Raw genomic sequence first — 20,065 nt, forward strand, 5'->3', positions numbered from 1 at the left:
AAAGTCTATAAATGAAAATAACTAGTTGGTAAATGGTGTTCATAAGGTGGATGAAAACAAAAAAGAAGAGGAGGAGACACAAAACTGGTCTTCATCAAAGGCATGAGAGTCTCAAAAAGCCAACCCTTCAAGCTGAATTTTCCTTATGCATAAACTAAAACCAGTGTAACCAATAAAACAAATCGCGAGAGGCAGCATTGCCTCTCGCGATTTGTTTTTTATTTCGCTTTCAACCGAATCACAGTTTCCTCATCTGGGGTTACATAAACTGTTTGTTGATTATCATAGATTACAAAACCGGGTTTTGCGCCACTTGGCTTTTTCACATGACGGACTAGGGTATAATCCACTGGAACAGAACTTGATTGGCGAGCTTTACTGAAATAAGCGGCTAATTTGGCAGCTTGTAGAATTGTTTCCTCCGAAGGTTCCTTGCTCCGGATAACGACATGGGATCCAGGGATATCCTTCGTATGCAGCCAAATCTCATCCCTGGCAGCTACACGATTGGTTAAATAATCATTTTGTTTATTGTTTTTGCCAACGATAATCTCTGTTTGATCATCAGATAAATAATAATCTAGTACTGGCTTTACATTTTGTTGTTTTTTCGTTTGTTTTTTTTGCCTTTCTCTTAAGTATCCTTCTTCTACTAGCTCTTCACGAATTTCTTGAATATCCTTCGGTGAGGCAGCAAGAATTTGCTGGTATAATGTTTCAAAATACTCGTATTCTTGTTCTGCTAGTTGAATTTGTTCCTTAATAATGTCAATAGAGTTTTTCGCCTTTTGATATTTCGTAAAATATTTTTGCGCATTTTCAGAAGGAGATAGTCTTGGATTAAGGGGAATCTTAATCATTACCCCATCTTCTTCGTAGTAATTTAGAACTTCTACCTCTGACATGCCTTTTTTAACTGCATATAAATTTGCTGTTAAGAGTTCGCCAAGCAATTGATATTCCTCTGCGTTCTCTGCTTCCATTAATGAACGTTCTAGCTTTTTAATCTTTTTGCTATTTTTATCCCGTTCATTCACAATGAAACGTTCTAAATCATTGCTTTGTTGCTTTACTCGATCCCGTTCTGCTTTTCCGAAATAATATCGATCAAGCATTTTGCTTAAAGTAGGGAAAGCTTTAATTTCACCTTTCACATGCTCTATTGGCAGAAAGTAAAAATATTCTTTTTCGGGAGTATCCATAATAGAAGGAGCATAGCTGCCTTTTTTTATTGGATCCATTATAGCAAGAAAAGCCTTTGGCAGTGTATCGCGGTTCGCAAGACCAGCATGATAGAAAATTTCTTTGGCAACTAAAGGGGAGAATCCAGCGAACTGCTGTACAAGCTGCTTGTCCAACTTTCCGCTATTAAAATCAATTGCTCTTAAAACATCTTCTTCTGTAGCTGTATAAGGATCTTGTTTTTCTTGTTTTGGTGGAGCCTTATACTCATAGCCAGGTAGTATGGCTCTATGGCTATTAACAGCATAGGAAATATGTTTAATGCTATCTAAAATTGTATTTTTGTCGCGATCGATCAAAATAATATTGCTGTGTCGTCCCATTATTTCAATCATCAGTTTTTTATAGGAAGTATCGCCAATTTCATTTCTTCCTCTAATCTCAAAAACAATGATTCGTTCATTGTCTATCTGATAAATGTCTTCTATAAAGTAACCTTCTAAATGCTTGCGTAAAAGCATGCAAAACATTGGTGGCTCTTTCGGATTTTCATATGTTTCCTCGGTAATTTGAACTCGTGCATAGCTCGGATGTGCAGATAAAAGCAACTTTTGATTTTTTCCATTTGCACGAACAGATAAAATAATTTCATTTGTAAAAGGCTGCTGAACTTTATTAATTCTGCCTCCTAGTAACAGCTCTTTTAATTCCAGGGACATTGCTCTTGTAAATAAACCATCAAATGACATAACTAACAACCTCATTTATAATAATTTCCCTCTTTACTCTATCTTTAATTACAAAGAAATACAAGGATTTGGTAGCCTTAATGAAGAAAAATTAGCATCTTGTGATAAGAAGAAATGGCCAAAAAATTATTTTTAGTTTTAAAACGAAATAAAAATCTAACCCTGATAGCATTTTTTCGGCCAAGCCTGAATATGATTTCCATAGAGTGGTGTTGGGACAACTATGTATGTTAGTTAGAATTGCTAACCTTTGTTCAGAACTACTACGTAATTATTTCGCAAAAGTGCTATTCGCGAACGGTGAATGAAAAAGGGGGAAGTGAGATGGCCGGATGAACTATCATGAAATGAACGAAAAAGAAGTAGAACAAACATTGAATACTGATTTTTCGGCTGGATTAACGGATGAAGAGGCGGAAAAGCGACGAAAGAATTTTGGATTTAATGAATTAGAGGAAGGAGAAAAGCAATCACTATTGCTTATTTTCTTCAGTCAATTTAAGGATTTTATGGTACTTGTTCTTTTAGCTGCTACGCTTGTTTCAGGTTTATTGGGTGAATATATTGATGCGATTGCCATTATTGCAATCATCATTCTCAATAGTTTTCTTGGATTTTTTCAAGAAATTCGTGCAGAGAAATCCTTGTCTGCTTTAAAGGAGTTATCACAGCCCCATGTTCATGCCCTTCGCAACGGGGAATGGATAAATATTTTATCAAAGGAATTAGTTCCTGGGGATGTCATTAAATTTGCTAGCGGGGACCGAATCGGTGCAGATGTAAGAATAATAGAATCAAGAAGTTTAGAGGTCGAAGAATCAGCGTTAACAGGTGAATCTGTACCTGTTCCTAAAATCGTATCAGCCATTAAGAATAATAATTTAGCGCTCGGTGATATGGAGAATATGGGCTTTATGGGTACGATGGTTTCGCGTGGAAGTGGTGTTGGTGTCGTAATCGGTACGGGAATGAAGACGGCGATGGGACAAATCGCAGACTTGCTGCAAAATGCAGATTCTGTGACAACCCCACTGCAAAGAAGATTAGAGCAGTTAGGGAAGATTCTCATTGTAACGGCCTTGCTATTAACAGTATTAGTTGTAGTAATTGGTGTACTTCAAGGACATGATTTATACACAATGGTTCTAGCAGGTGTATCCTTAGCAGTTGCTGCAATACCAGAAGGGCTACCGGCAATTGTTACAATTGCTTTATCTCTTGGTGTTCAGAAAATGATCCGAAAAAATGCAATTGTCCGTAAATTGCCTGCAGTAGAAACGCTGGGATGTGCTTCTGTAATCTGTTCAGACAAAACCGGTACATTAACGCAAAATAAAATGACGGTTACAAGAACATGGATTGGTGGCAAAACGTATACAGTAGATGGAACAGGATACGAACCACAAGGAAAATACTATGCAGATGAAAAATTAGTCGATCCTGCTAAAGATAAGGCGTTACAACAGCTTTTAACATTTGGACTGCTTTGTAATCATGCAGAGATACTGCAAAAAGACGGAGAATATGTTTTAAACGGTGATCCGACAGAAGGCGCTATACTAGTTGCTGGTATGAAGGCAGGATTTTCGCGCTCTCAATTATTAAATCAATTTACGATAGTGAATGAATTTCCTTTTGATTCGACAAGAAAAATGATGAGTGTGATCGTAAAGGACCCATCTGGAAGACAGTTTGTCGTAACAAAAGGAGCACCAGATGTGTTGATTGGTCAAAGTAAATCGATTCTTTTTGAAAATCGTTCCACTGTATTAGGAAGTGAGCAGAAGAAAGTAGTGCAGGAAGCGATTAACGGATTAGCTTCCCAAGCGCTTCGTACAATCGCTATTGGATATAAGGAAATATCTCCAAATACGATTATTATGCACGAAAGAGAAGCGGAAAAGGATTTAATTTTTATCGGGCTCCAAGGCATTATTGATCCGCCAAGACCAGAAGTAAAACAAGCTGTTAAAGAATGTAAAGAAGCTGGAATTAAGACAGTTATGATTACCGGAGACCATGTTATTACGGCAAAAGCGATTGCTAAGCAGCTTGGCATTGCCAATAACCGTTCCAAGGTAATGGAAGGAAAAGAGCTAACAGATTTAAGTTTACAAGAATTAGAGGATATTGTAGAAGATGTTGCTGTATTCGCTCGCGTTTCACCAGAACATAAACTGAAGATTGTTCAAGCTTTCCAAAATAGAGGACATGTCGTAGCTATGACTGGTGATGGAGTGAATGATGCTCCAGCAATCAAGAAGGCGGACATCGGTATTGCAATGGGAATTACAGGTACAGATGTAGCGAAGGAAGCATCCTCTTTAGTATTAATGGATGACAATTTTGCAAGCATTAAAGCAGCGATCGTAGAAGGTAGAAATATCTATGAAAATATTCGTAAATTTATCCGTTATTTACTAGCTTCAAATGTTGGGGAAATACTGGTTATGCTGTTTGCGATGTTATTAGCTCTACCTTTACCACTTGTACCAATCCAAATTCTATGGGTGAATTTAGTAACAGATGGATTGCCAGCAATGGCCTTAGGCTTGGATAGACCAGAAGACAATGTCATGAAAAGAGGTCCGCGAAGTCCGAATGAAGGTGTATTTTCAAGAGGGCTCGGCTGGAAGGTAATTTCAAGAGGATTTTTAATCGGGATTTCCACAATTTTAGCGTTTATGTTTGCCTATGATAATAATCCAGAAAATCTAGAATACGCCCAAACAGTGGCATTTATCACATTAGTCCTTGCTCAGTTAATACATGTTTTTGACTGCCGCAGTGAAAAATCAATTTTTTCAAGAAACCCATTTGGCAATATGTATCTTGTATGGGCCGTTATTTCATCCCTTGTACTTGCACTAGTTGTCATTTACGTACCATTCCTACAAGAAATCTTCCATACACTGCCAATAGCAATGAAAGATTGGCCAATGATCATCGGATTCGCTTCCGTACCAACTTTTTTACTCGCAGGATCATTTTTATTAAGTAAATCAAAATAAAATATGTTATAATCCAAAAGGTAGTAGAGACCACTCTATTACCTTTTATTTATTTAATGTGGTTTTTAATGCTGTTTTTTCTAAAATATTCGACGCTATGCAAGTATGATGAGAAATTATTAAAGAATAATAAAGCAGCCTGAATACACGGAGACACCACGGGGATTAGCGAGACAGGTGAGACCCCGGAGGAGAAGCTGAGGAGGCTCACCGCTCGCCCCACGGAAAGCGAAGTGTATTCAGGCTGCGGGTTAGTAGCGAAACTTTGCGGGAAAAGCATGAGCAACATTAATTCGCACATTTTAAGAAAACGGATGTGTTAGCATGATAAAAAGTATGACTGGATTTGGAAGAGCAACAAAACAATATCATCATTCAACACTTCACATTGAAATGAAATCGGTCAATCACAGGTTTAGCGATCAGATTATTCGGATGCCAAAGCAATTTCTATATTTGGAAGAACAAATAAAGAAAATTATTTCAAACTATATACATAGAGGTAGAGTAGAAGTATTTGTAAGCTTAGAAGATGAAGAGAAGAAGGGCCATGAAATGATCGTCGATTGGCCATTGCTTGATCAATATTACCAATTACTTCATCAATTAAAAGACAAATATTCCATTGAAGAGCCTATCTCCCTACGAGATCTCTTAAATCAAGAAGAGTGTTTTCAGATAGTAGAACGGGAACTTGACATGGAAGAACTATCAGAAGTATTACTTACTACAGTTGAAGAAGCGGTTGTCCAGTTAAATAATATGCGAACAATAGAAGGATTAGAGTTATCCAAAGACTTAGAAAACAACCTGAAGCAAACAGAGACTTGGGTTGAACAATTACAGTCATTAGCTCCTGAAGTGATTACACAATACCGGGAAAAGCTGAAAGCACGTCTAGAAAGCTATTTGCCGGAACCGATAGAGGAAGCAAGACTCATTACAGAAGTGGCAATTTTTGCAGATAAAGCAGATATTAATGAGGAATTAGTTAGATTACATAGTCATATTAGACAGTTTTATCAAATTATGGAAGAAGAAAGCCCGATTGGAAGAAAGCTTGATTTCTTGTTGCAGGAAATGAACAGAGAAATCAATACGATAGGTTCTAAAGCTAATTCATCAGCAATTGGAGCAATTGTTGTCGAGGTGAAAAGCTGTTTGGAAAAAATGAAAGAACAAATCCAAAACATTGAATAAATAGGGTTTAGAATAAATCTTCCTAGTTAAAACTAAAAATAATAGGATTGGAGTAGGCAAATGTCCATTAAGTTAATTAATATTGGTTTTGGAAACATAGTTTCTGCAAATAGAATTATCTCTATTGTCAGTCCAGAATCTGCCCCCATTAAACGCATTATCCAAGATGCTAGGGATAGAGGATCATTAATAGATGCTACATATGGCAGAAGAACGAGAGCGGTTATCGTAATGGATAGCGATCATGTTGTTCTTTCAGCAGTTCAGCCAGAAACGGTTGCACATCGATTAAATGATCGTGATGAGATTATAGACGAAGGGTAGGAGAAAGATTTGGTAGAAAAGGGACTTTTAATCGTTTTGTCTGGACCTTCTGGTGTAGGGAAAGGAACAGTGAGAAAGGAAATATTCTCACAACAAAATACATCCTTTGAATATTCTATTTCCATGACAACTAGAGCTCCGCGCGCTGGTGAAGTAGATGGTGTAGATTATTTCTTTAAATCGAGAGAAGAATTTGAGGGCTTAATCGAACAAGGGAAATTACTAGAATATGCAGAATTTGTAGGAAATTACTACGGTACACCAGTTGATTACGTACGAGAAACAACATTAAAAGGGAAAGACGTCTTTTTAGAAATTGAGGTAGAAGGTGCAAAGCAGGTTCGTGAGAAGTTTCCTGACGGCTTATTTATCTTTTTAAGCCCGCCAAGCCTATCAGAGTTGAAGAATCGTATTGTGACAAGAGGTACAGAGTCAGAAGAGATTATTAACAACCGTATGAATGTGGCAAGAGAAGAAATTGAAATGATGCACTTATATGATTATGTCGTAGAAAATGATACAGTAGAGAATGCTTGTGAAAAAATTAAAGCAATCATTGTTGCTGAACATTGTCGCAGAGAAAGAGTAGAACCAAAATACAAGAAAATGCTGGAGGCTAAATAATGTTATATCCATCCATTGATAAATTAATGACAAAAATCGATTCTAAATATTCATTAGTATCTGTTGCTGCAAAGAGAGCAAGAAAGCTACAAACAAATGCGAGACCACAATTAGCAAAATATGTTTCTCATAAAAATGTAGGAAAAGCATTAGAAGAGATTAATAAAGATCAGCTAACTTACCGTGTAAATACTCCAAGTGGTTCAAGCGAGGAATAATTAAATTTTTTTGAAAAATATAGTACAAACTAAAAGGCTTAGGTAAAAGGAGCAATTCCATTTACTAAGTCTTTTTTCATGGACATAATGGTTATTTAATTATATGCTTAACAATAATAGAAGTAATGAAAGACTACATAATGGTGTTCCCATAAATGTTTAAATTCTAACTAAGCAGGTTGGTTTCCGATTTAAGATTTGGCGAAGCGGCTCGGCGCTCGTCCCAGTGAATCGTGCTGTCCCCACGGAATACAAATAAAACAATATTATTTATCATAAACTCTTAGAACAGAAAGAAAGGAAGGAAGCGCATAATGTTGAATGGAAAGAAGATTCTTCTTTGTGTTACGGGAGGAATTGCGGTTTATAAGGCATGTGCTTTAACAAGTAAATTAACGCAAAAGGGCGCGGATGTGAAGGTTATCATGTCGGAAGCGGCCATGGAATTTGTGAATCCTTTAACCTTTAAAGCACTTTCTAAAAACGAAGTATATACGGACACATTTGATGAAAAAGATCCGAAAGTGATTGCCCACATTGATTTGGCAGATTGGGCTGATTTGATTTTAGTCGCACCGGCAACAGCGAATGTGATAGGAAAAATAGCAAACGGCATTGCTGATAATATGATTACAACCACCTTGCTTGCAGCGACAAGTGATGTTTGGATTGCTCCTGCCATGAATGTTCATATGTATGATCACCCCGCAGTTATTAAAAACATTAATACGCTTCATGACTATGGGTATCGATTTATTAACCCGGGTGAAGGTTATTTAGCATGCGGGTATGTGGGGAAGGGAAGATTGGAAGAACCAGAAATGATTATTCAGCATATGGAGGATTATTTCTCTGGGAAGAAAAACATCCTTAGTGGTACAACCGTTCTCGTAACTGCTGGACCGACGCGAGAAAAAATTGATCCTGTTCGTTTTATTTCCAATCATTCATCTGGAAAAATGGGATATAGTATTGCAAAAAAGGCAATTGCATATGGGGCAAATGTTATTTTAGTATCCGGACCAACAAATCTTGCCCCACCAAAGGGTGCACAGGTAATTTCTGTGGAAAGTGCTGAAGAGATGTATAATGCGGTGATAAGCTATAGCGAGAAGTCTGACATTATCATTAAAACTGCAGCAGTTAGTGATTATAAGCCAACGGTAGTATATGATCATAAAGTGAAAAAGCAAAGCGGTCCAGAAACAATCGAATTTACACGGACGAAGGATATTTTGTCAGAACTTGGGTCGCGAAAAAATCAACAAATTCTGATTGGCTTTGCAGCAGAAACGCAAAATATGGCTGCGTATGCAATGGATAAATTAAAGCGGAAAAATGCGGATATGATTGTTGCTAATAATGTAAATAGGCAGGATTCTGGCTTTGGAACAGATACAAATTTAGTAACAATGTATAAGAAAGATGGGACTTCCATCGAACTTCCCCTTCTTTCTAAAGATGAAGTAGCGGAAAAAATCTTGGAACAAGCGGTCTTGATGAAGGAAGCTGTTCAGAAATGACTGTAGCGAAAGTAATTGTCGATGTTCCGGCAAAACAAACGGACAGACCCTATGATTATCTCATTCCAGAAGAACTGGAGGAGGTTATTCAACCAGGCATGCGAGTTATTGTTCCATTCGGTCCTAGAAAGGTTCAAGGATTTGTGGAAAGCTTGGAGGAAACGTCTAGTTTTAAATCACTTAAAAAGATAATCGAGCCGATGGACTTAGTACCTGTTTTAAATAAAGAGCTTTTATCCCTTGCTGATTGGTTGTCTCATTCTACCCTTTGCTATAAAATTTCTGCTTTTCAAGCGATGCTACCGCCGGCTTTAAAGGCTAAATATGAGCGCAAGGTAAAAAGGGTAACGGGAAAAGAACAAGACATGGCAGAAGGGGTAGCTGCTCTTTTTCGCAATATGGAAGAAGTAGTGTGGGAGGAAGCTCTAAAGAATGTATCTCTTTCTGCTCTGCAAAAGGAAGTGAAAAAAGGAACAATAGAAGTTTCCTACGAGGTTCAATCAAGAGGTCAAAAGAAAAAGGTAAAGCATATTTATCCTTTGGTAAAGAGAGAAGATTTAACCGATTACGAAGAATCGCTGAATAAAAACGCAAAAAAACAAAAAGAATTACTTGCGTTTTTTAGTGAGCATCCAGAACCAATTGAACAAAAACAGCTCTTAACGAAATTAAAGATTTCTACAGCTGCTATAAAAGGGCTAGTCGAAAAAGGTCTTCTCGGCGAAATAGATAAAGAAGTATATCGAGATCCTTATCAAGAGCGTGAGTTTGAAAGAACATATGCCTTGCCTTTAACAGATGATCAGGCGAAAGTTGTTGCACCGATCCATCAGGCGGTCAAAGAGGAGCGCCATGAAGTGTTTCTCTTATATGGTGTAACCGGTAGCGGGAAAACAGAAGTTTATTTGCAATCCATTGAAAAAGTATTGGCAAAGGGAGAGGAAGCGATTGTGCTTGTCCCTGAAATCGCTCTAACTCCCCAAATGGTTAACCGTTTTAAAGGGCGATTTGGTGAACTTGTTGCGGTTTTGCATAGTGGATTGTCAGTGGGAGAAAAGTATGATGAGTGGCGAAAAATTCAAAGAAACGAAGTGAAAGTTGTCGTAGGAGCTAGGTCCGCCATCTTTGCTCCATTTACGAATCTTGGCATTATCATTATTGATGAAGAGCATGAAATGACCTATAAGCAAGAGGAGAATCCACGTTACCATGCAAAGGACGTTGCCATCGAAAGAGGGAAAAAGCATGGTTGTTCGATTATTTTAGGTAGTGCAACTCCTTCTTTAGAAAGCTTTGCACGAGCCCAAAAAGGCGTATATACTTTACTATCCCTTCCTAATCGAATGAATAACCAATCCCTTCCTAATGTAGAAATTATTGATATGCGGGAAGAACTTCGAACCGGCAATCGCTCCATGTTTTCCGAAGCATTGCTAGATAAGCTGAAAGATCGCCTTGAAAAGAAAGAGCAAACAGTCTTATTTTTAAATAAGCGAGGGCATTCGTCCTTTGTCATGTGCCGTGACTGTGGGTATGTTGTTAAATGTCCGAATTGTGATATTAGCTTAACCTACCACCGTTTTCAAAATCAGATGAAGTGTCATTATTGTGGATATGAAACATATACGCCTACCACTTGTCCAGAATGTAGCAGTGAGCATATTCGGTATTTTGGAACAGGTACGCAGAAGGTAGAAGAAGAGCTGGCGAAAATCCTGCCAGAAGCAAGAGTTATTCGGATGGATGTGGACACAACTAGTCGAAAGGGAGCCCATGAAAAGCTGCTGCAAAAATTCCAAGATGGAGAAGCAGATATTCTATTAGGCACCCAAATGATTGCCAAAGGACTAGATTTCCCAAGAATTACGCTAGTTGGCGTACTGTCAGCTGATACAATGCTCCATTTGCCAGATTTCCGCTCATCGGAGAAGACCTTTCAATTACTGACACAAGTAAGCGGAAGAGCGGGCAGACATGAATTAAAGGGAGAAGTTATTTTTCAAACATATACCCCTGAGCATTACAGTATTGAGCTTGCGAGTGAACAGGATTATGACCGTTTTTATGAAACGGAGATGATGATTCGCAGACAGCATGCCTATCCTCCATACTATTTTCTTACGATGATTACGATTAGTCATGAAGAGCTGATGAAAGTAGTCGGTGTCTCGGAAAAAATTACGCAGATCGTCAGAAATAGATTATCACCGCAAACGGTTATTTTAGGACCAGTCGCTTCACCAATCGCTAGAATAAAAAATAAATATCGCTATCAATGCCTAATAAAATATAAACAAGAACCAAACTTAGAGGAAGTTCTAAAGTCAATTTTAGATCATTATCAGACTGAAATAAGCACAAATGGATTGCAGATCTCGATTGATGTTAATCCGTTTATTTTGATGTAGTGATGACTGCTACAAACGATGCTACTGTTGGCTATTAACCTTCAACGTGAAAATGAAAATAAAAAGAAATGACAGAATGGAAACGGTCATTTCTTTTTATTTTGCTATATTAATTTTCCTTCTCCAAATAATATATCCCAATCTGTATATTTTGCTTATGGTTTCCAAAATGTTCCCCAAATAAAGTCATCCCACCAACTCTTTCTGAATCTTCTTTAACCGCAATTTTCAAAGTGAGAAAGGGGGAGTTCTCTAATTGTAAATCATTAATCGTGACACTAGAAAACGGCTCCCCATCAATACCTGTATCCATTTTATTTACCCTGATTGTTTTTAAAAGGCCGTACTGACTAAATTTATCATTCCACCATTTTGGCGTATAGCGACCTCTCACATCAGAAAAATTTCCAGGCACAGTGTAGGTGCCAATCTCCACGTTATTTAAGTAAAACGTTATATCACTTGGCCATACATTATTGGAAATCGGAAACTCAGATGCAAGCTCTAGACTGATTTCTACCATTTCTGGAATTTCATTTGGTCCTAGTAAATTTGGGATTTTGTACTCTACAAATCCTTTAGATAACCATAATAGCTGTGCATCTACTCTTTGGCTATCCATAAAAAATTTAGGATCATCCGCTTTCCCGATGATTTCTTTTTCTGTTGCAATTCCGCAAGTAGGCATAGCGGAAAAATCAGTATAATGACCAATTCTTAAATCTGTCTGGTGGAGTTGATATTCTTTAAATATTTTTCTTGGAAAATGAATTTCAATATTGTCTATCGCTAAATAGACTATTTTCTGCAGTCCTGATTTTCCCGGGGTTCTTTCCGATTTAACGATTCCTGCTTCTTCTAGCTTTTGAATATGACGGGTAACGATAGCGGCACTTATGCCTAATTGTTTTGCTAAATCAGATATATTCATATTGTTTTTAGCAAGGATTTCAATAATCTCAATTCTTGTTTCGCTAGCAAGTGCTTGGTAAATATGAAAATAATCCTTTGAAATTTGTATTTGCATGGGGACCTCCTTTAACTATTTAGTTAAACAATAGCTTGTTTATTTATTATATCATTCGTAGTGTTTAACCGCAATAGAAAACACTTTAAATATTGACAAAATAGCATTGACAACGCTTTCTTGAGTTGTTAAATTAGTAATGTAAAAAGGTTTGAAAGATAAACTTTAACTTTTTAGTTAAAGAATTTAGTTGAGTAATGAGTTAAATAAAAAGGAGGAATTATTGTGGGGGCAAAGAGTAAGCTTTGGAAGTATCTTGGGGTAATTGGGCTTTCAATTGGTATTTTAGCAGGCTGTGGAGATTCGGAAGCTAGTAGCAGTTCCAAAAACGAAATTACGTTTTGGAATCCATTCACAGGGCCTGACGGGAAAAACATGCAGGCAATGGTAAATGAATATAATAAGACGAATCCTGAATACAAAATTAAAAACGTTTCATTAAAAGAAACGGACATGTATACGAAGATTCCGACAATTGTAAACTCCAAAAAGAATATTCCAGATTTAACAATCGTCCATGCAGAACGAATTAAACAGTTTAAAGATAATGGCATGTTAACTGCTTATAATGATTTGCTCGCCGATTTTCCAGAAATTAAGGCAGACAATTATGTTGCGGAGGCTTGGAAGATTGGAGAACTAGATTCAGAGCGTTATAGTATTCCATTAGATATTCATACTTTCGGACTTTATTACAATAAAGATTTAGTGGATAAGTATTTACCGACAGCATTGGATGATAATATTGTAACATTTGATGAGATTAAACAAGTTGGTGAGCAAGCGCAAAAGGATAAAATCAGAGCACTAGGGGTAACATGGCTGAAGCCTAATTTCTTGTCACTATATGCACAAAATGGCGGTGAGCTAACAGAAGACGGCATTCAACCAACTTTAGTTAACCAAGCAGCGAAAGATACTTTTAATTTGTGGAGAGATTATGTGAAGGCTGGCTATACGACAAAGGATGGAGAAGATCCTACGCAAATGTTCTTAACTGGAAAAGTTGTTTTTCTACCAGAAGGAATTTGGATGCAAAACCAAATTAAAGAGTCAAAGATAAATTGGGGATTAACAAACGCTCCGCAATTATCAGATGACTTATCTAAAGCAGTGAACTGGTCTTCCTCACACCAATTTGTCATGTTTAAAGATGATTCTCGTAGCGAAGAAAAAGCAAAAGGTGTCGTTGAGTTTCTAGATTGGGTTCGTGATAATTCAATGGAATGGGCAAAATCCGGTCAAAACCCAGCAACGCTTTCTCTATTAGAAAATGAAGAATATAAAGCAATGCCGCAATCATTCTTTTTAGCAACACCAGAACAACAAGCAACATTAAAAATATTTGACTACAAATACAATGGTTATGTTTCTGAATTGCTTGATTCGAAAGCGGGCGATGTTGTATTCTCCAAAACAGAAACGGACAAAGCATTAGAGGATATGGAAAAAGAAATATCTGCAAAGGTAGAAAAAGATAATTCGAATAATTGATTTTCGAATAAAAATGAAAGTGTTTACTTTTTGAGTTGGGATTTTAGGGGTTTTTAGATAATTGAAAACATGCAGGAAAAGGAAGGATAGCCAATCTTAAGCAGACTGAATACACGAAAGGCGCAACCGGGTTAAACGAGCGAGATACGTGGAAACATGACTAGTTATGCTCGCGATGACTAAAACCTTGCCAGCAAAAAGCGAAGTGTATTCAGCTGCAGCTAATATCAACAAAACGGCCCAATCTATTTAGAATAGTCAACAGCCTACATACAGAAATCAAAGTTGCTAGTAAGAAAATAAGTGCATTTAGACTATAAGTTTTAATTGTATAGGATCTACGAATCTTACTTTAATAAAAGCAAGAGGAAAGGAAGTAGGGTGTATGGAAACTGTTTCCACTACGAAATATGTGAATCAAATGAAAATGAAAAATACTAGGAATACCTCCTTTGCCCCATGGCTATTTTTAGCACCTCATTTGATTATTTTTGGAGTGTTTTTTCTGATTCCAATCTTTTTTGGAATTTATATCTCTTTTACAGAATGGGATTTGATTAGTTCCCCAACCTTTGTTGGATTGGATAATTATAAAGAACTATTACTTCAATCTGATTCCGTCTTTTATGAACAACTTCATAGTGGTTTGAAAAACACCTTTTTATTTGTTCTATTTACCGTCCCATTTTGTATTCTTGTACCTCTCTTTCTTGCAGCGGCATTGAATACAAAACCGACTCTGTGGAAAGTTTTTCAGTCTTTATTCTATCTACCATCATTATTCGCAATTTCTGCTGTCATTATCATTTGGGGACTTATGTTTAACGTAACGTATGGTCCAATTAATAATATATTTAATCTTGAAACAGTTTGGACTGGTACACAGCCGTTTGCATGGATTGCACTAGTAGTAGTAACGGTTTGGTGGACGATTGGTGGGAATATGATCATTTACCAAGCGGCACTGAATGGCATTCCGAAAGATTACTATGAAGCAGCAGACATTGATGGCGCTTCTTCTTTCCAGAAATTTATTAAAATCACCCTTCCAAGTATGAAAGGGCAAATTCTTTATACGGTTGTTATCACAACCATTGCCCAATTTAATGTCTATGGTCAGCCATTAATGTTAACTGGTGGTGGCCCAACAGACTCAACGAGAGTGTTATTAATGGATATTCAGCAAAATGCCTTTGGTTCAGGTCAATCGATTGCTGGAATCTCGTCTGCAATGGCTGTTATTCTTGGACTTTGCATAATGGTTGTTGCATCATTGCAATTCTTTTTCTTAAGAGAGAGAAAGAATTAATTAGAGGAGGAAGAGTATGAGTAGTAAAAGAACCAATCCACTACCGAAAATAATTGCTTTTGCCTTTTTGCTTGTCATGGCTGTGATTTGGATTATTCCTTTATTATGGGGAGTTGTAACCTCCTTTAAATCAGAAATAGAACTACAAACAGTGGGCTTTAAATTTTTACCGATTGAATGGGTACTTACAAATTACACAACATTATTAGTTGATAATACAAGTACACCATTGGTACGTTGGTTTACAAATTCAGTTGTTATTTCTGTATCACACACAATCTTAGTTTTAATTGTTGTTACATTATCTGCGTTCGCATTTAGCAGATTGGATTTTAGGGGTAAAAACGGTTTGTTTGCTTTTTTAATGGCAACGATGATGTTTCCAGGAGTAGTAAATCTTATTCCTCTTTATAAAATTATCGATGTCCTTGGATGGGTGAATTCACCGATTGCGATGATTGTTCCTGGAGCTGCTGGAGTATTTAATATCTTCCTAGTTAGACAGTTTATGAATAATATTCCCCTCGAATTTGATGAGGCTGCCCGTATGGATGGTGCAAATGATTTTCAAATTTTAGGAAAAGTAATATTGCCATTGGTAAAACCAGTACTTTTGGTTGTTGCCTTATTCTCCTTTACGGGATCATGGAACGACTTCTTATGGCCGTCCATTGTATTTAATGATATAGAAAAGATGCCAATTACACCAGGTCTACAATTATTGCAAGGAATGTATCAAGCACAACCGACTTTATTAATGGCAGGTGCATTGTTTGCGATTATTCCAACCTTTATTTTATATCTATTCGCACAAAAGTATTTCTTGGAATCTATGTCGTTATCTGCAGGGGTGAAAGGATAATGAATAGAAAGTTAGAAAGAAATTTAGTGAGAATTGTGGGTGTTTGGCAAATTGTTGATGGTCTCTTTACGATCTTGCTATATGGGACATTAAAAAAGGTAGAAGGTGCAAAGCTTGTAGAGGATTCTAAGTTCGCTTATATGAAAGCAATGGAATCGTATGTAGGAAGTATCTATATATTTATAGGGATGTTTGGTGCCTTGTTAATCGGTCTCGGGTTAATTAATTTAGTTTGTGCAAAAAAATATATGATAGATGATCAAGTCCATGTAAAGGTCGCAGTTTGGCTATTCGTATGTGGGGCACTATCTTATACGATCATGGATATTATAAGTCTAGTTTTATGTATGTCGGCGGGTATCTTAGTTTTAGCAAAAAATAAATCTATACGAAAAATAAATAGGACAAGAAATGAACAAGTTGGAGGTATAAATTAATGAATGAATGGCATCCAAATCCTCAATTCCACAGAGCGGAATGGGTTTCACTAGACGGAGAATGGAAATTTGCTTTTGATGATAAAAAAGTAGGGGAGAAGGAGAAGTGGTATGCATCTTTTCCAAAGAGCACAACCATAAATGTGCCGTTCACCTATGAAACGAAAGCAAGTGGGATTAATCAGCAAGAACATCACGAAACGGTTTGGTATGAAAGAACGATTACAATCGATGATATACAAAAGCATCCGATTGTCCATTTTGAAGGAGTAGATTATGAGGCGTTTATCTATGTAAATGGTCATCTCGTAACAATTCATCAAGGAGGTTACCATGGTTTTTCTGTAGATATAGCTAACTATGTGACAACTGGCGAGAATAAACTGACTGTTAAAGTCAAAGATTCAAAGGATTGTGCACAACCGAGAGGAAAACAACGCTGGCATGATGAAAATTTTGGCTGCTGGTATGTTCAAACAACGGGAATATGGAAACCGGTTTGGTTGGAGTATGTAAATGAAGCTCACTTAAACCATGCTAAAATTACACCATTATTTGATGAGCAAAAAGTAGCGATAGAAGTAGAAACAAAAGACATCCCGCTTACAGCAGAAGGATATAAAGTAGTAGCAACAATCCAATTTAATGGCAAAGTAATCAATGAATTAACGGCAAATATAGTTGATAATGTAGCAATACTTAAAGGAAGTGTTTTAGAAAGACTGGATCCATGGACAATGAAGGTGTGGAGTCCAGAAAATCCTAATCTATATGATTTGACTCTTAAATTGTACCATCAAGATGTATTACTGGATGAAGTCCAATCCTATTTTGGAATGCGTAAGATATCTATTGAAGGAAATAGAATCCTTCTGAATAATAGAGAGCTATATCAACGCTTAATTTTAGACCAAGGCTATTGGGAAGAATCGGATTTAACTCCACCAAGTGTTTCGGCTTTAGAAGAAGATATCGATAAAGTATTAGAATTGGGTTATAACGGAGTACGGAAGCACCAAAAAGTAGAGGACAGCAGATTTTTATATTTAGCGGATAAAAAAGGTCTTCTTGTCTGGTTAGAGGTTGGTTCAACGTATGGGTTTAGTGACAAAGCTGTTCGGAATTTCACCAATGAATGGTTAGAAATTGTAAAGCAAAATTACAACCATCCAAGTGTAATCACATGGGTTCCATTTAATGAATCATGGGGTATTGGTAATATCCATCATGACAGACAGCAACAAGCTTTTACAGAAAGTATCTATCATTTAACAAAAGCATATGATAGCAATCGTCCTGTAATCACAAATGACGGCTGGGAACATACTGTTTCCGATATTATCACATTGCATGACTATGAAGAATTTGGAGCGCTTCTTGCAAGTAGATATGAAGATAAAGAAAAATTAATGTCGAATTCCATCCAGTTTAATAAAGGTTTCTATGCCTTTGCAAAGAATTACCCATATAAAGGTCAGCCAATCCTTATTTCTGAATTTGGCGGAATTGCTTTTCAAACAGAGGAAGGCTGGGGATATGGGAATCAAGTGAAGGATGAAGAAGCGTTTTTTAAACGTTTTGAAGACATCCATCATGCAGTTCAGGATTTAGAATATGTATGTGGTTATTGTTATACACAACTAACAGATGTCCAACAAGAAGTAAATGGCTTGCTTACAATCGATAGAAAACCAAAAGTTTCTGTTGAGAGAGTAAGACAAGTAAATACTCGAAGATTATAATCATAGGAGTGTATAAGATGACGAGACAAGAGTACCCGCGCCCTCAGTTTGTGCGTGATGAGTGGATTAACTTAAATGGAACATGGCAATTTCAGTTTGATGATGACAATATTGGAGAAAAAAAGCAGTATTTTAATAAAGAAACATTTGAAAAAGAAATACAAGTTCCGTTTGTTTACCAATCTCTGTTAAGTGGAATTGGAGAAAGAGTAGTCCATGAATATGTATGGTATAAAAAAGAAGTAGTTATTTCTAATGATTCTGCTAAAAAAACAATCTTGCATTTTGGGGCGGTAGACTATTATTGCAAGGTCTATGTGAACGGACAATTCGTTGGAGAGCATGAAGGCGGGCATACTTCGTTTTCATTTGATATTTCCAATTATTTAGCAGAAGAAAATCAAATTATTACTGTTAAGGTCTATGATCCTTTAAAAGATGAAACGATTCCGCGGGGCAAACAATTCTGGGAAGAGGAGCCCCGGGCGATTTGGTATACGAATTCGACAGGAATTTGGCAAACGGTTTGGGTGGAACAAGTAAATAAAGAACATATTGATAAAGTTCGATTTACATCAGATTTTGACCACGGAGTCGTATGGATGGATTTATCGTTAAATGAAGAAACAGAAATATCAAAAGCCTCTTATTATGTGAACTATAAAATGATGTTTAAGGATACTTTGATTGCAGAAGACCGAATTAGAATGAATAATATAGCTGAAAAACGGGCAGTTGACATTATTCAAAATAAAATCTTCCGTACGAATTTTCATGATGATGGCTACACTTGGTCACCAGAGCATCCAAATTTATTTGATGTTTCTCTTGAACTTTGTGATGAAAGTGGAACAGTTTTAGATCGGGTGGATTCCTATTTCGGCTATCGTAAAGTTCATACGGAAAAGGGCATGGTCTATTTAAATAATAAACCATATTATCAAAAACTGGTTCTTGATCAAGGGTATTGGCCAGAGGGACTATTAACAGCGCCGAAAGCAGAAGACTTTAAAAAAGATATCGAGTTCGCTAAAGAAATGGGATTTAATGGCTGTAGAAAGCATCAAAAAACAGAAGATCCTTTATTCTTGCATTATGCAGATACATTAGGTTTCTTAGTATGGGGAGAATGCGCATCAGCTCCTGTTTATACGAAAGAAGCTGCGACAAGATTAATGAAGGAATGGATGGAAATTGTGGAGAGAGATTATAATCATCCGTCTATTATCACTTGGGTGCCACTTAATGAAAGCTGGGGTATTCCAGATATTCATTCTGATAAAACACAGCAGCATTTTTCAACAACTATGTATCATATGCTCCATGCCATTGATGGCACACGCCTTGTAATCTCCAATGATGGCTGGGAAGCAACCGTTACAGACATTTGTGCGATTCATAATTACGCCCATGGAAATGCAGAGGAGAAGGAGAAATATCAATATTTCAAGGAGTCTATTTCAACGGTTGAAAATTTACTTACCCATGCTCATAGTAAATGGGATGTGTATGCAGCAAATCACGCTCATAAAGGGGAACCAATCCTGTTAACAGAATTCGGAGGAATTGCTTTTAAAATGGGTGATCAAAGCGGCTGGGGCTATACTTCCGTAGAGAACGCAGAGGATTATATAACAGAATACCGCAAGATTATGGAAGCAATTTTCCAATCAAAAGGACTATGGGGCTATTGCTATACACAACTTACAGATGTCGAACAAGAAATTAACGGTATTCTAACATATGAGCGCGTTCCAAAATGCGACTTAGCGAAAATTAAAGAGCTTAATAATCTGTTTTTCCCAGAAAGATTGGCGATAAAGGGGTAAATGTTTTACTAGCAATTATAATGGACGTAGCGGGGAAGTATGAGTAAAATGTTTGTGGGAGAATAAATATCCTTTTTGTCTAGTTGGGGGACTCGTCCCCCAACTAGACAAAAAGGCCACCAAGCG

General features: G+C 36.9%; 15 protein-coding genes. 13 read left to right on the plus strand and 2 right to left on the minus strand.

Translation table 11 applies throughout. The annotated features are described in order from the left end of the window. Positions 1 to 218: 218 nt before the first annotated feature. Positions 219 to 1,931, minus strand: coding sequence for an Rqc2 family fibronectin-binding protein (locus tag ACTNDN_RS02800; protein WP_031534356.1), 1,713 nt, complete (start codon positions 1,929 to 1,931; stop codon positions 219 to 221). A gap of 332 nt (positions 1,932 to 2,263) precedes the next feature. On the opposite strand from ACTNDN_RS02800, the gene ACTNDN_RS02805 reads away from it, so the two are divergent. From ACTNDN_RS02805 to priA, 7 genes are all read left to right on the plus strand, one after another. Beyond that, positions 2,264 to 4,942, plus strand: a complete 2,679-nt coding sequence (locus ACTNDN_RS02805) for a calcium-translocating P-type ATPase, SERCA-type (protein WP_441130747.1) — start codon at positions 2,264 to 2,266, stop codon at positions 4,940 to 4,942. Between the two features lie 324 nt (positions 4,943 to 5,266). Further along, the gene (locus ACTNDN_RS02810) at positions 5,267 to 6,142 is read left to right on the plus strand and encodes a YicC/YloC family endoribonuclease (RefSeq protein ID WP_441130749.1); all 876 of its coding nucleotides are present in this window, start codon (positions 5,267 to 5,269) and stop codon (positions 6,140 to 6,142) included. A gap of 60 nt (positions 6,143 to 6,202) precedes the next feature. Further along, positions 6,203 to 6,466, plus strand: a complete 264-nt coding sequence (gene remA / locus ACTNDN_RS02815; protein ID WP_031534358.1) for an extracellular matrix/biofilm regulator RemA — start codon at positions 6,203 to 6,205, stop codon at positions 6,464 to 6,466. 9 nt (positions 6,467 to 6,475) lie between these two features. Then, positions 6,476 to 7,090 (plus strand): guanylate kinase, encoded by a 615-nt coding sequence (gene gmk, locus ACTNDN_RS02820; protein WP_031534359.1) that lies wholly within the window; start codon positions 6,476 to 6,478, stop codon positions 7,088 to 7,090. Beyond that, positions 7,090 to 7,308, plus strand: a complete 219-nt coding sequence (rpoZ, locus tag ACTNDN_RS02825; protein ID WP_031534362.1) for a DNA-directed RNA polymerase subunit omega — start codon at positions 7,090 to 7,092, stop codon at positions 7,306 to 7,308. The genes gmk and rpoZ overlap by 1 nt, the downstream gene beginning before the upstream one ends. A 314-nt stretch (positions 7,309 to 7,622) precedes the next feature. Next, positions 7,623 to 8,831: a bifunctional phosphopantothenoylcysteine decarboxylase/phosphopantothenate--cysteine ligase CoaBC gene (gene coaBC, locus ACTNDN_RS02830; protein WP_235251026.1), complete on the plus strand. Its 1,209-nt coding sequence runs from the start codon at positions 7,623 to 7,625 to the stop codon at positions 8,829 to 8,831. Beyond that, positions 8,828 to 11,239: a primosomal protein N' gene (gene priA, locus ACTNDN_RS02835; RefSeq protein ID WP_441130753.1), complete on the plus strand. Its 2,412-nt coding sequence runs from the start codon at positions 8,828 to 8,830 to the stop codon at positions 11,237 to 11,239. Before coaBC ends, priA begins: the two co-directional genes overlap by 4 nt. Positions 11,240 to 11,348: 109 nt before the next feature. Here priA and ACTNDN_RS02840 read toward each other — a convergent pair whose 3' ends face one another. Then, the gene (locus tag ACTNDN_RS02840) at positions 11,349 to 12,266 is read right to left on the minus strand and encodes an ArsR/SmtB family transcription factor (RefSeq protein ID WP_284561029.1); all 918 of its coding nucleotides are present in this window, start codon (positions 12,264 to 12,266) and stop codon (positions 11,349 to 11,351) included. A 225-nt stretch (positions 12,267 to 12,491) separates the two neighbouring features. Here ACTNDN_RS02840 and ACTNDN_RS02845 point away from each other — a divergent pair, with 225 nt between their 5' ends. From ACTNDN_RS02845 to ACTNDN_RS02870, 6 genes are all read left to right on the plus strand, one after another. After that, positions 12,492 to 13,760, plus strand: a complete 1,269-nt coding sequence (locus tag ACTNDN_RS02845) for an extracellular solute-binding protein (RefSeq protein WP_031534370.1) — start codon at positions 12,492 to 12,494, stop codon at positions 13,758 to 13,760. Between the two features lie 385 nt (positions 13,761 to 14,145). Continuing rightward, positions 14,146 to 15,069, plus strand: coding sequence for a carbohydrate ABC transporter permease (locus tag ACTNDN_RS02850; RefSeq protein WP_331280212.1), 924 nt, complete (start codon positions 14,146 to 14,148; stop codon positions 15,067 to 15,069). 16 nt (positions 15,070 to 15,085) lie between these two features. After that, entirely contained in the window at positions 15,086 to 15,931 is an 846-nt protein-coding gene (locus ACTNDN_RS02855) for a carbohydrate ABC transporter permease (protein ID WP_235247712.1), read from the plus strand. After that, positions 15,931 to 16,368 (plus strand): hypothetical protein, encoded by a 438-nt coding sequence (locus ACTNDN_RS02860; protein WP_031534377.1) that lies wholly within the window; start codon positions 15,931 to 15,933, stop codon positions 16,366 to 16,368. The genes ACTNDN_RS02855 and ACTNDN_RS02860 overlap by 1 nt, the downstream gene beginning before the upstream one ends. After that, positions 16,368 to 18,110, plus strand: coding sequence for a glycoside hydrolase family 2 protein (locus ACTNDN_RS02865; protein ID WP_031534378.1), 1,743 nt, complete (start codon positions 16,368 to 16,370; stop codon positions 18,108 to 18,110). The genes ACTNDN_RS02860 and ACTNDN_RS02865 overlap by 1 nt, the downstream gene beginning before the upstream one ends. A gap of 17 nt (positions 18,111 to 18,127) precedes the next feature. Beyond that, entirely contained in the window at positions 18,128 to 19,939 is a 1,812-nt protein-coding gene (locus ACTNDN_RS02870) for a glycoside hydrolase family 2 protein (RefSeq protein WP_441130757.1), read from the plus strand. Positions 19,940 to 20,065: the final 126 nt, after the last annotated feature.

The organism is Niallia sp. HCP3S3_B10, from assembly GCF_052064465.1.
GTDB classification, from domain to species: domain Bacteria; phylum Bacillota; class Bacilli; order Bacillales; family Cytobacillaceae; genus Niallia; species Niallia hominis.